Raw genomic sequence first — 12,456 nt, forward strand, 5'->3', positions numbered from 1 at the left:
CGATCCGCTCAGAGATGCAGCCCGCACTCGGTCTTCTCGAACATGGCCCAGCGGCCGGCTCGCGGATCCTCCCCGGCCTTGGTCCGCCGGGTACAGGGCCAGCAGCCGATCGAGCCGTAGCCACGCCGGAACAACTCGTTCACCGGCACGTTCCACCGGGCGATGTACGCGTCGACGTCCGCCTGGCTCCAAGCCGCGATCGGGTTGACCTTCACCTTGCCGCGCCGGGGGTCGAACGCCACCACCGGCGTGTTGGCCCGGCTCGGCGACTCGTCGCGGCGCAGCCCGGCCGCCCACGCGTCGTAGCCGGCCAGCGCCCGCTCCAACGGCTCCACCTTGCGCAGCCGGCAGCACTCGTCCGGCGACCTGTTGAACAGCCGTGGTCCGTACTCGCCGTCCTGCTGGCCCACGGTGAGTCGCGGCCGGATCGACCGGACGGTCACCGGCAGCGTCCGGGCCACCTCGTCGCGGACCGCGAGGGTTTCCGGGAAGTGCAGGCCGGTGTCGAGGAAGACCACGTCCACGCCGGGCGCCACCCGGGACACCAGGTGGGCGAGGACCGCGTCCGCCATCGAGCTGGTCACACAGAACCGGTCGCCGAAGGTCTCCGCGGCCCAGCCGGCGATCTCCACCGCCGGTGCGCCCTCCAGCTCGCGGCCGGCACGCTCGGCCAGCTCCCGCAACTCGTCCGGGGCACGCCGGCCGGCCGGCGCGGGTGCGGTGGTGCCGACCAGCCCGAGGCCGGCGGCGGAGATCAGGCCGCTCATCGGTCCACCGCCCGGGAGAGCAGGCCGGTGAACCGGACGGTGAATGCCCGGGCGCAGGCGTGGCACTCCCACGCGCCAGGCCCGGCCTCGCTCGGTCGCAGGTCCTCCTCGCCGCAGTACGGGCAGTACAACGGTGCGGCCCGGGTCTCGCTGCTCATCGCGCCACCTCGCTCATCGCAGTTCCTCCTCGTCGGCACGGATAACCCAGTTGGCGAACGTCTCCTCCGCGGTGCGGCCGGCCAGGTAACGCCGGACCAGCCGCTCGACGTACTCGGGAAGTTCCTCGGCGGTCGTCTTCAGGCCGCGCAGCTTGCGCCCGAAGCCGGCGGTCTGGCCCGCGGCCATGCCGAGCCCGCCGCCGAGGTGTACCTGGAAGCCCTCCACCTGGCGACCGTCCGGTCCGGTCACCAGCTGGCCCTTCAAGCCGATGTCCGCCACCTGGGTGCGGGCGCAGGCATTCGGGCAGCCGTTGAGGTGGATGGAGATGTCGGCGTCCGTGAGATCCGCATCGGCCAGCCGCTCCTCGAGCCGGGCCACCAGCTCCTCGCCGCGCGCCTTGGTCTCGACGATGGCGAGCTTGCAGAACTCGATGCCGGTGCAGGCCATGGTGCCGCGCCGCCACACCGACGGGCGGGCCTCCAGGCCGATCCCCCGCAGCGCCGTGACAAGCGACTCCGTCCGCTCCGCCGGCACGTCGAGCACCAGCAGCTTCTGGTACGGGGTGAGCCGCACCCGGCCGCTGCCGTGCGCCTCGACCACGTCCGCGAGTTGGGCCAGCTGGCTGCCGGAGACCCGGCCGACCACCGGTGCGGCACCGACGTAGTGGCGACCGTCCCGCTGGGTGTGCACCCCGATGTGGTCGATCGGCTTCTCCGGCAGCTCGGGCGCGGGACCGTCGAGCAGGGTCCGGCCGAGGTACTCCTTCTCCAGCACCTCGCGGAACTTCGCCACGCCCCAGTCGGCGACGAGGAACTTCAGTCGTGCCCGGTTACGCAGCCGGCGGTAGCCGTAGTCCCGGAAGATGCCTACCACGCCGGCCCAGACGTCCGGCACCTCCGCCAACGGCACCCAGACACCGAGGCGCTGGGCCAGCATCGGGTTGGTGGAGAGGCCGCCGCCGACCCAGAGGTCGAAGCCGGGACCGTGCTCGGGGTGGTCGACGCCGAGGAAGGCGATGTCGTTCGCCTCGTACGGGGTGTCCACCAGCCAGGAGATCGACGACTTGAACTTGCGGGGCAGGTTGGAGTACTGCTTGTCGCCGACGTACCGCCGGACGATCTCGTCGATCGCCGGGGTCGGGTCGATCAGCTCGGCCTCGGCCACCCCGGCCACCGGGCTGCCCAGCACGATACGCGGGCAGTCGCCGCACGCCTCGGTGGTCTGTAGGCCGACCGACTCCAGCCGCCGCCAGATCTCCGGCATGTCCTCGACCCGGATCCAGTGGTACTGGATGTTCTGCCGGTCGGTGATGTCGGCGGTGTCCCGGGCGAACTCCCGGGAGATCTCGGCGATCGTCCGCAGCTGTGCCAGGTCGAGCTGGCCGCCGTCGACGCGGACCCGGAGCATGAAGTACTCGTCTTCCAGCTCGTGCGGCTCCAGCACGGCGGTACGCCCACCGTCGATGCCCGCCTTGCGCTGGGTGTAGAGGCCCCACCAGCGGAACCGGCCGCGCAGGTCCTGCGGGTCGATGGAGGCGAAGCCGCGGTGGGCGTAGATGTTCTCGATCCGCTCCCGCACGTTCAGCGGGTCGTCGTCCTTCTTGATCCGCTCGTTGGGGTTGAGCGGCTCGCGGTGCCCGAGCGCCCACTGGCCCTCGCCACGGGCCCGGCGTGGTGCTCGCGCGGGTCGCGCCGGGGGGTTCCCGGGGCGGGCCGGAATCTCGCTGACCGCCATCGCGGCGTCCTCCGTTGTCTGGGTGCCTCGGTCGATTGGCCGGGCGCGACAACCGGCTCCGGATGGGGCCGTGGACAACGGTGTCAGGTGCGGCCGGCGCGCTGCGGGCCCGAGGCAGGATTGATCGGGCGTCGTCAGTGAGCCGGACAGATGGCGCTGCGCACGCGGCCATAGTCCACGTGGCGGCGAGCCACGAGACGGCGGACCACGGCGGCAGTCATGCACGTCATGCTCCCACACCTCGTCGGCCCCGGCCAATGAGTGGGTGCCCGATCCCACATCACGGGCGGTGGCGCTCGCCACCCTTGATGCTCGCTCTGTGGCAGGCTCGCGGCATGGGTGATTTGTCCGGAAGGTCGGTCCCAGCCACCGGAACCGGCGTCCGGCTCGGCGGTCTGCGCCTGCGTGCCCTGCCGGTGTGGCTGGTGCCGACCGGCGTCACCCTGATCGTGACCCTGGCCGGGCTGGACGCCGCTCAGCCGTGGCGGGACGAGTTGGCGACCTGGAGCGCCGCCACCCGGCCGGTGACCGCACTTCTTCGACTGGCCCTCACGATCGACGCCGCCACCGTGCCGTACTACCTGCTCATGCACGCCTGGATCGCGGTTGTCGGCGATTCGGTGGCCGCGCTGCGTCTGCCGTCGGCGCTGGCGATGGCGGCGGCGGCCGGACTGACCGCCGGGCTCGGGCAACGGCTCGCCGGCACCAGCGTCGGCACCCTGGCCGGGCTGCTCTTCGCGGTGCTGCCCGGCACCTCCCGGTACGCCCAGGAGGCCCGACCGTACGCCCTGGCCACCGCCCTCGCCGTGCTGAGCACTCTGCTGCTGGTCGACGCGCTGCGCCGACCCGGCTGGGGCCGCTGGGCCGGCTACGCGGCGGCGAGCACCGCGCTCGGACTGCTCCACGTGATCGCGCTCACCCTGCTCGCCGCCCACGCCGTGGCGGTGCTCGGTGCCGCCGCCCGGCCGGACCGTCGAGAGCCGGACCGTCGACAGCCGGACCGTCGAGAGCCGGACGGTCGACAGCCGGACCAGCGACAGCCGGTCCGGTGGTGGCCGGTCCGGTGGTGGCTCGGCGCTCTGCTGCCGGTGACGCTGGCCGTGACGCCGTTGGCGCTGCTGGCCGCCGGCCAACGCCGCCGGCAACTGGACTGGGTGGACGCCGCGCGCCCCGCTGACCTGGCGGCGCTGCCCGGCGGGGTGACGCAGAGCGGCGTGGTCGGCGGCGTACTGGTCGGGTTGGCCGCGCTCGGCCTGATCCGGGCCGGCCGGTGGGCGCTGCTGCCGGCGAGCTGCGTCCTGCTGCCCGTGTCGCTGCTCTTCCTCACCGGGTTGGTCGTGCCGCTCTGGGTGCCTCGCTACCTGCTCTTCGTGGTGCCGTTCGCCTGCCTGCTGGCCGGCGCTGCGCTGGCCGCGGCCCGGTCGCCGGCCGTGCTGGTCGTGGTGCTCCTGGCCGGACTCCTCGGCCTGCCCGACCAGGTCGCGCTGCGCCGCACCCACGAGTGGCCCCGCACCGCCACGGTGGACTACCGCGGCGCGGCCGAAATCGTCGCGGCGGGCCAGCGGAGCGGCGACGCGGTGGTCTACTCGCCCCGGGACGGCTGGCTCCTGCTCGACCTGGGCCTCCGTTACCACCTGCGCGAGCGGACGCCCCGGGACGTGCTGCTGATCGAGGACCAGGACCGGCGCGGCGACTTCTGGGCCACCGAATGCGACCGGCCGGCCGGCTGTCTGGCCGGCACCGACCGGGTCTGGCTGCTGCTCGCCGGCCACCCCCGCGACCCGCTCGCCGCCCTGCCCACCGCCAAGGCCGACGCGCTGCGCGCCCGGTACCGCGTGACCCAGGTCTGGCCCCGCCCCGGCCTGACCATCGCCCTGCTGACCCGCTGACCGCCCCGGGTCAGGAGGCGGGGCGGGTGAGCGGAACGATCAGGACGGCCTCGGTGCCCCCGGCGGCGCCGGGACGCAACTCGATGTTGCCGCGCAGTTCGCCGGTGACCAGGGCACGGACGATTTGGAGCCCGAGCTTGCTGCCGCCGTCGGCGTCGAAGTCAGGTGGCAGCCCACGGCCGTTGTCGGCGACCGTGACGTGCAGCGTCTTGCGGGACCGGTGGGCGGAGACCACCACCTCGGGCACCACCGCCGGTTCGGGCGCCGCCAGCTCCGGCTCCGGCACGATCGGTTGCTCCGCCGTGGTCGGTGCCGGGGCGTCCTCGCCGGCCGGCGGAAAGCCATGTTCGACGGCGTTGAGCAACAGCTCGTTGAGGACCATCACCAACGAGGTGGCGATCTCGGCAGGCAGCACGCCGAAGCTGCCCTTGCGCCGCATTCCGACGCTCACCTCGGTCGCCGCCACCTCGGTCGCCGCACTGGCCACCCGGTCGACGATGCCGTCGAACTCGACCGCCTCGTCGCTGGACATGGAGAGCGTCTCGTGCACGAGGGCGATCGACGCCACCCGGCGTACCGATTCCTCCAGCGCCACCCGCGCCTCCGGCATGCCCACCCGGCGGGCCTGTAGGCGCAACAGCGCGGCCACGGTCTGAAGATTGTTCTTCACCCGGTGGTGGATCTCCCGGATGGTGGCGTCCTTGGTGATCAGGGCCCGGTCCCGGCGGCGTACCTCGGTGATGTCGCGGACCAGCACCAGCGCGCCGATCGGCACTCCCGCGGGCATCAGCGGCAGGGCCCGGGTGAGCATGGTCGCGCCGCGCGCGTCGATCTCCCGCCGGGGCGGCGCCTCGCCGCGCAGCGCGGCGAGGATGCCGTTCGCGGCCTCGGTGCCCTCCAACGGATCCTTGGCCAGCCGGCGGTGCAGTGCCGCGAGATCCTCACCCACCAGGTGGGAGACGTAGCCCAGCCGCCGGTACGCCGACTGCGCGTTCGGGCTGGCGTAGGTGACCTTGCCGCTGGCGTCCAACCGCACCAGGCCGTCGCCGACCCGGGGTGCCGAGGTGGTCTCGCCGGGATGCCGGGGCGGCGGGAAGGTGCCGTCGGCGATCATCTGGGCCAGGTCGTCGGCGGTGGTCAGGTAGTTCAGCTCCAGCTGGCTGGGCGTGCGGGCGGTGGAGAGGTTGGTGTCCCGGCCGACCACGGCGATCACCTCGCCGGCTTCGCCGTCGGCCGTCCGTAGCCGGACCGGGATCGCCTCGTGGCGGGCGGGCACATCGCCGTACCAGACCGGATCGCCCTCCCGCCAGATCCGGCCCTGCCCGTAGGCGACCTCCAGGTGCGCCACCTCCGGGCCGCCGACGATCCGCCCCACCTGGTCGTCCTGGTACGCGGTGGGCGCGGTCGTGGGGCGGACCTGGGCCACGCAGAGGAAGCTGCCCTCGCCGTCCACCGGCACCCAGAGCAGCAGGTCGGCGAAGGAAAGGTCGGAGAGCAGCTGCCAGTCACCGGCGATGCGGTGCAGGTGGTCGACGTCGGCCGGGCTCAGACGGGTGTGCTCTTCGGCGAGATCACGCAGCGTGGACACGCCGACCAGGGTGCCACGCCGCCGGTCACATCGTCGCGGTGACCTTCTTCAACCCCCGGGGCGCGTCCGGATCCTCGCCCCGGGCCAGGGCCAGGGCCAGGGCGAGCCGTTGCAGCGGCAGGATGTCCAGCAGCGGGGCGTACCGCTCGTCGACCGCCGGCACGGCAAGACGGGTGGCCCCCTCGACCTCGGCGGAGCCGATCACCACCACGTCGGCACGGCGCTCGCCGAGCCGGGGCAGCACGTCGCCCATCGACCGCCCGCCCGGCCCCGAGCCGACCACCGCCAGCACCGGTACGTCCGGATCGGTCATGGCCAGCGGACCGTGCAGCAGGTCGGCGCCGGAGAAGGCCAACGCCGGCAGGTACGACGTCTCCATCAGCTTCAGCGCCGCCTCCCGGGCGGTCGGGTACGCGTATCCCCGGCCGGTGGTGACAAGTTGGGCGGCGAACCGGTAGCGCGGTGCGAGCTGGGCCGGAGTCGGATCGGCAAGCGTACGCGCGGCCAGCTCGGGCAGGGCGGAAAGGGCCCGGCGCTCCTCGGCGGGCAGCGCGCCATCGCCGGCCCGGATCCCCTCCACCAGCATGAGCAGGGCGAGCAGCTCGGCGGTGTACGTCTTGGTGGCCGCCACCGCCCGCTCGTGTCCGGCCGCGATGTCCACCGAGAACTCAGCGACCTGCGCCAGCGGTGAGTCCGGCGCGTTGGTCACGGCGAGGGTGAGCGCACCGGCGTCCCGGGCGACCCGGAGCACCTCGGTCAGGTCGGGCGAACCGCCGCTCTGGCTGACCCCGACGACAAGCGCGTCGGAGAAGTCCGGGCGGGCGCCGAAGAGGGTGATCGCGCTCGGTGAGGCGAGGCCGGCCGGCAAGTTGAGACGGATCTCGGCGAGGTAGGCCGCGTACAGCGCGGCGTGGTCGGAGGTGCCCCGCGCGGTGAACACCACGTGTCGCGGCCGGCGTTGCGCTATGGCCGCCGCGACCCGGGCGATCGGATCGGCGTACTCGGCGCTGAGCAGTCGTTCGTAACCCGCCGGCTGCTCGTCGATGTCGGCGGCCATGCCGGCCCCTGGGCGCGTCACGAAAGACTCCTCCCCTGCGCGATCTCCGCGCATTTCCTGCTCAGTCTTGCATCTTTGATCTGGCTTGAGCAATCGAACGAGCAGCATTGCGCACCGATCACCAAAATTGGATGTTGTCACCTACGCTGACCCGACCTCACCGCCAACCGGTACCGACAGCGAGAGGACGACGTGGCCGAGGGAACGGACGGCCGGGCGTTGCCGGCGACGGAGGAACTGGCCCTGGCCCGGCGGGCCCTGGACGCCGGCGAGCTGACGCGCGCCGCCAACCATGTCGCGAGTGCGTTGGTCCGGGCACCCACCCTGCCCGAGGTGCACGAGACCCTCGCCCGACTCGCTGCGGCCGACGGTGCCGGCGGGCTGGACCTCTTCCCGCTGCAACACCACACCTTCGTCGGCGCGGTGGTCGCCCGGGCACACCTGCTCGCTGCGGCCGGCCGGCCCGCCGAGGGTCTCGACCTGCTGGTCGCCGCCACCGCGCACGCGCCCGGGGCGGACTGGGCGGGGGTCCCCTGGGTCATCGCTCCGGAACTGGCCGAGCGGATCGGTCCGGACCGCGCGGCCCGGGTCCTGATGCAGGTCTGTGCCGCCGCCCCGGACCCGGTGCCACCGGCCGACCGGCCGGCGCTGGCGGCCTACCTGACGCTGGCCCGCAACGCGATCACCGTCCACCCGGAGCACGGCCTGCTGCTGGGCACGGCGTCCGCGCTGGCTCGGCGGGTGGGTGAGGTCACGCTCGCGGTCCGCTGGGCCGCCCGGGGCGTACGCGCGGCGCCGTCCAAGATGGGCGAGGTCTGGCTCGGGTACGCGCTGCGCAGCGCCGGCCGGACCCGGGAGGCGCTCGCCGCGCTCCGGCGCGCCGTCGACCACGACCCGGACGACCTGGCCGTCTATGCCGACATCGCCGGCACGCTTGCCGACCACGGCCGGCTGGACGAGGCGCTCAGCTGGATCGAACAGGCGTTGGTCCGCAACCCCTCCTTCGACTGCGCCGTGCACACCGCGCACCGGCTACGGTTCCAGCGCGACGGGGACGTCCGTCACCTGGTCGCGCTTGCCGACTTCGTCCGGGACCACCCGGACGACTCACACGAGCACGGCGACCTGGCCGAGTGCTGTCGCGCCCGCCCCTGGCTCGGGCAGCTGACCCCGCCCGCACCGGCACCCGTCCCAGCGCAACGCTCGGCTGAGGCACCGCCGTCCGATCGACCACCGACCGCCGAGGCCGCGCGGCCAACCGCCGGGCCACCGACCGCCGGGCCACCGACCGCCGGGCCATCGACCGCCGAGGCCGCGCGGCCAACCGCCGCACCACCGACCACCGGGCCACCGACCACCGGGCCACCGACCGCCGGGCCACCGACTGCCGAGGCCGCGCGGGCAGCGGACCAGGCGCGGGTGTCCGAGCCGGCGCGAGCGGTCGACCCGCCGCGACCGTCCGACCGGGCACCGGCGACCGATCCACTGCGGGCAGCCGACGCTGCGGGGCCGGTGTCCCCGGCGGTACGCCCGACCGCACCGCCACCGTCGGCCGAGGCGGCCCGCCGGCTCCGCCAACTCGCCCATCCGGCCTGGCCGCATCCGCCGGCCGCGTACGACACGGCGGTCGTGCTGGCCACCCTGGACCTGACCGACCTGCTCGGCCTGCTGGCCCATCCGCCCGAGACCCCGCAGACCGCGCTGGGTCGGGTGCTGTCCGGTCAGGATCCGGCGCTGTGGGTACGGTGCGTACAGGTGTGGACCTGCCTCGGTCTGCTGCACCACCGCACCGACGAGCCCTGGGTGGAGTCGACCCGTCGGCGGGTGCTTGTGGAACTGGTCGACGAGGTCGAGGAGCTCGCCGAGGCGGCGCTCTTCGCACTGGTCACCGCCGCCTGGGTGGACCCGTCCGTACGGCCCGACGTGGCCGGACTGGTTGCCGGCCGGCTGACGGTGGCGGCCCGGGAAGGAACGGGTCTCAACGTCCCGTCGCTGGCCCACCTGGCCCTGGCCACCCCCGACCTGGATTCGGGCACCGTCGCGCTGGCCCGGTCGCTGGCCGGGGTCCGGACCGTCCGGTCCCGCGACCGGCTGCGTACCTTGCTGCGTCGCCTGGTACGCACGCTGCGACCGCGCCTGCCCGGCCCACCGCCACCGCCCTGAAGCAGGTGTTAAGAAGGGGCCCCTGCTCTACCCGAGGCGTTAACAGGGGGCCCTTCCTTTCATCGCCCTTACAGCGCCCTTACAGCGCCCTTTCAGCGGGCCAGGGTGGGTTCGGGGTGGTGCTCGGGCGGGGTGGGGTCGTTGGTGGTGCGCAACGGGATCTCCCGGATGAACCAGGCCAGCACGGGGACCAGGATGGCGAAGAGCACCGCCCACCCGAAGACGTGCGAGATGGCGTCGGCGAGGCCGCCGAGCACCAGCTCTCGGGCCTCTGCCGGCAGTTCCTTGAGCTGCTCGATGTTCATCGCCGCACCGCCCTCACCGCCACCGCCGCCGAACGCCTCGCCGGCCGCCGATCCGGCCAGCCGGCTGGCGAAGATGGCGCCGAACAGCGAGATGCCGAACGAGCCGCCGATGGAGCGGAAGAAGGTGGCCGCGCCGCTGGCCGCGCCGAGGTCGCGCTGCTCGACACTGTTCTGTGCGATAAGCATCGTCGTCTGCATCAGGAAGCCCATGCCGACCCCGAGCACGATCATGTAGAACGACGAGGTGACCTTGCTGGTGTGCACGTCAAGCAGGCTCAACAGGGCGAGACCGATGGTCATCACCACGCCGCCGACGATCGGATAGATCCGGTAACGCCCGGTCCGGGTGATCCCCCGGCCGACGACAAGCGAGACCACGAGCATGCCGAACATCAGCGGCAGCAGCAGCAGGCCGGAGTTGGTGGCCGAGGCACCCTGCACGGTCTGTTGGTAGAGCGGCAGGAAGTTCATCGCGCCGAACATCGCGAAGCCGAGCAGGAAACCGATCACCGAGATCAGGGCGAAGTTCCGGTTCATGAACAGGCCCAGCGGCAGGATCGGTTCGGCGGCCCGCCGCTCGACGAAGCCGAAGACCAGCAGCGCGACCACGGCCAGCCCGATCAGGCCGAGGATCTGCGGGGAGAGCCAGGCGTATTCGTTGCCGCCCCAGGTGGTGATCAGCACGATCGCGGTGATGCCCACGGACAGCAGCCCCGCGCCGAGCCAGTCGATGCGGTGCTCGGTGCGGTACCGGGGCAGGTGCATGGTGGCGATCAGCAGCACCAGGGCCACGCCGCCGAGCGGCAGGTTGACGTAGAAGGCCCAGCGCCAGGAGAGGTGGTCGGTGATGAAGCCGCCGACCAGCGGGCCGGCGACCATCGCGATGGCCATGATCCCGGCGATCATGCCCTGGTAACGCCCCCGTTCCCGGGGTGGGACGAGGTCGCCGATGATGGCCATCACGCCGACCATGAGACCGCCGGCACCCAGACCCTGTACCGCGCGGAAGGCGATCAACTGGACCATGCCGTCATCGGGCCCGCCGAGCAGCGCCGAGCCGGACATGCCGCAGAGCGCGGATCCGACCAGGAAGACCACCACGGCGGTGAGGAAGACCGCCTTGCGGCCGTACAGGTCGCCGAGCTTGCCCCAGATCGGGGTCGAGACGGTGGTACCCAGCACGTACGCGGTCACCACCCAGGTGAAGTGGTTCAGCCCGCCGAACTCACCGACGATGCGCGGTAACGCGGTACTGACGATCATGTTGTCGAGCATCGCCAGCATCATGGCGATCATCAGACCGAAGAGCACGACCCGGACGTTGGGTCGCGTGACCGCCTGATTCTGCTGCACCATCGGTAAGCTCTCCCCCCGAGACAGGGCGGACTTACTTGCCGCCCGGCTAGGCACCTTACTAGCCGCACGGTAAGTTGGATAGCAGAAACCGGTCAAACTAGTTCAGGAGTGTTGGTGAGCCAGAGCACGGGCGGCACGCGGGAGCGGATCAAGGCCGTCGCGCTGGAACTCTTCACCGAGCAGGGCTACGAGGCCACCTCCCTGCGCGAGGTGGCCGAGCGGCTCGGGGTGACCAAGGCCGCGCTCTACTACCACTTCAAGAGCAAGGACGAGATCGTCACCAGCGTGGTCGCCGACCGGTTGGACCGGATGGACGCCCTGATCGCCTGGGCGGAGGCGCAACCGCCTTCGCCGGCCACCCGGCGCGCGGTCATCGCGCGGTACGCCGAGGCCATGTTCGGTGGCGAGCAGCCCTCGGTGATGCGCTTCTTCGAGCAGAACCAGACCGCGCTGAAGAGCCTCTCCGCCGGCCGGGAGTTGCGCGAACGGATGCTCCGGCTGGCCACCGTGCTCTGCGCCGGAGACGACTCGCCGGGCGCGCAGCTGCGGGCCGCGCTCGCGCTGTTCGCGGTGCACAGCAGCTGGTTCGTGGTACGCACCCCGGGCATCACCGATGCCGAGCGCAAGCGGGTGGCCCTGGAGGTCGCCGACGAACTCCTCGCCCCGCTCGCCGCCCCGCCCAGCGGCAGCTAGGGCAGGGTAAGGCGGAGGGCTAGCAGGTTGACGCCGGGGACGGGTGCCCAGTCCTGCTCTGGTACGCGGACAAAGCCCCGCCGCCGATAGAGCCGGTGCGCGGCCTCGGCGTGGCCGTCGCGTACGCAGATCACCACGGCGGTGCAGCCCAGCTCGGTCGCCCGCGCGACGCACGCCTCGACCAACGCCACGCCCGCGCCCCGGCCCTGCGCCGCCGGGTCCACCGCGAGCATCCGGAACTCGGCCTCACCCGGACCGCACAACTCGGCGTACCGGCTTCCGGGCTGGACGAAGGTGACCGCACCGAGCAGCTCACCGGTGTCCGGATCGGTGGCGACCAGGATCTCGCCGTGTGCGGCCCGGCCGGCCACGTCGGCCAGTACGTCGGCGTAGCGGGGCTCGCTCTTGAGCTGCCCGTCGGTCTCGTACGCCGCGACGGTGAGTCGGGCCACCCCGGCGAAGTCGGCCGGCTCGACCGGCCGGACCAGCGGGCGGTTCAACCGATCACCGCGATCAGATCACCGTCCTGCACGACGTCGCCCTCGTTCACCGCGAGCTGCTGCACGACACCGTCGCACTCGGCCACCACCGGGATCTCCATCTTCATCGACTCCAGGATCACCAGGGTGTCCCCCTCGGACACGGTGTCCCCGGCCGACGCGACGACCTTCCAGACGTTCGCCACCATCTCGGCGCGGATCTCCTCGGCCATCTTCGGGGCCCCTTCTCTCGCGACTGCCTGGGA

11 protein-coding genes are annotated in these 12,456 nt (G+C 72.6%); 3 read left to right on the forward strand and 8 right to left on the reverse strand.

Annotation, left to right across the window (positions count from 1 at the left end):
* Window positions 1-8: 8 nt before the first annotated feature.
* Genes QQG74_RS26785 through QQG74_RS26795 form a run of 3 tightly spaced genes read right to left on the reverse strand, consistent with a single transcriptional unit; the run spans window position 9 to window position 2,660 of the window.
* Complete coding sequence (locus QQG74_RS26785) at window positions 9-767, reverse strand: phosphoadenylyl-sulfate reductase (RefSeq protein WP_341717457.1); 759 nt, start codon at window positions 765-767, stop codon at window positions 9-11.
* Window positions 764-925, reverse strand: a complete 162-nt coding sequence (locus QQG74_RS26790; RefSeq protein ID WP_341717458.1) for a hypothetical protein — start codon at window positions 923-925, stop codon at window positions 764-766. Before QQG74_RS26790 ends, QQG74_RS26785 begins: the two co-directional genes overlap by 4 nt.
* A gap of 13 nt (window positions 926-938) precedes the next feature.
* On the reverse strand, window positions 939-2,660 hold the full coding sequence (locus QQG74_RS26795) for a nitrite/sulfite reductase (RefSeq protein ID WP_341717459.1): 1,722 nt from the start codon (window positions 2,658-2,660) through the stop codon (window positions 939-941).
* Between the two features lie 335 nt (window positions 2,661-2,995).
* Here QQG74_RS26795 and QQG74_RS26800 point away from each other — a divergent pair, with 335 nt between their 5' ends.
* Window positions 2,996-4,549, forward strand: a complete 1,554-nt coding sequence (locus QQG74_RS26800; protein ID WP_341717460.1) for a glycosyltransferase family 39 protein — start codon at window positions 2,996-2,998, stop codon at window positions 4,547-4,549.
* Window positions 4,550-4,559: 10 nt separating this feature from the next.
* Here QQG74_RS26800 and QQG74_RS26805 read toward each other — a convergent pair whose 3' ends face one another.
* Together QQG74_RS26805 and QQG74_RS26810 are read right to left on the reverse strand one after the other, a co-directional pair.
* Window positions 4,560-6,137, reverse strand: a complete 1,578-nt coding sequence (locus QQG74_RS26805) for a histidine kinase N-terminal domain-containing protein (protein ID WP_341717461.1) — start codon at window positions 6,135-6,137, stop codon at window positions 4,560-4,562.
* Window positions 6,138-6,162: 25 nt separating this feature from the next.
* Complete coding sequence (locus QQG74_RS26810; protein ID WP_341721399.1) at window positions 6,163-7,194, reverse strand: SIS domain-containing protein; 1,032 nt, start codon at window positions 7,192-7,194, stop codon at window positions 6,163-6,165.
* Window positions 7,195-7,386: 192 nt separating this feature from the next.
* Between QQG74_RS26810 and QQG74_RS26815 the strand changes: the two genes are divergently transcribed.
* Window positions 7,387-9,357 carry a tetratricopeptide repeat protein gene (locus QQG74_RS26815; RefSeq protein ID WP_341717462.1) on the forward strand — a complete coding sequence of 657 codons (1,971 nt, stop codon included), beginning with the start codon at window positions 7,387-7,389 and terminating at the stop codon, window positions 9,355-9,357.
* Between the two features lie 92 nt (window positions 9,358-9,449).
* On the opposite strand, the gene QQG74_RS26820 is transcribed toward QQG74_RS26815, so the two are convergent.
* The gene (locus QQG74_RS26820; protein ID WP_341717463.1) at window positions 9,450-11,072 is read right to left on the reverse strand and encodes an MDR family MFS transporter; all 1,623 of its coding nucleotides are present in this window, start codon (window positions 11,070-11,072) and stop codon (window positions 9,450-9,452) included.
* A gap of 54 nt (window positions 11,073-11,126) precedes the next feature.
* Here QQG74_RS26820 and QQG74_RS26825 point away from each other — a divergent pair, with 54 nt between their 5' ends.
* Entirely contained in the window at window positions 11,127-11,711 is a 585-nt protein-coding gene (locus QQG74_RS26825) for a TetR/AcrR family transcriptional regulator (RefSeq protein ID WP_341717464.1), read from the forward strand.
* On the opposite strand, the gene QQG74_RS26830 is transcribed toward QQG74_RS26825, so the two are convergent.
* Together QQG74_RS26830 and QQG74_RS26835 are read right to left on the reverse strand one after the other, a co-directional pair.
* Window positions 11,708-12,211 (reverse strand): GNAT family N-acetyltransferase, encoded by a 504-nt coding sequence (locus QQG74_RS26830; protein WP_341717465.1) that lies wholly within the window; start codon window positions 12,209-12,211, stop codon window positions 11,708-11,710. The genes QQG74_RS26825 and QQG74_RS26830 overlap by 4 nt on opposite strands.
* Entirely contained in the window at window positions 12,208-12,423 is a 216-nt protein-coding gene (locus tag QQG74_RS26835; protein ID WP_341717466.1) for a biotin/lipoyl-binding carrier protein, read from the reverse strand. Before QQG74_RS26835 ends, QQG74_RS26830 begins: the two co-directional genes overlap by 4 nt.
* Window positions 12,424-12,456: the final 33 nt, after the last annotated feature.

The organism is Micromonospora sp. FIMYZ51 (assembly GCF_038246755.1).
Taxonomy (GTDB): domain Bacteria; phylum Actinomycetota; class Actinomycetes; order Mycobacteriales; family Micromonosporaceae; genus Micromonospora.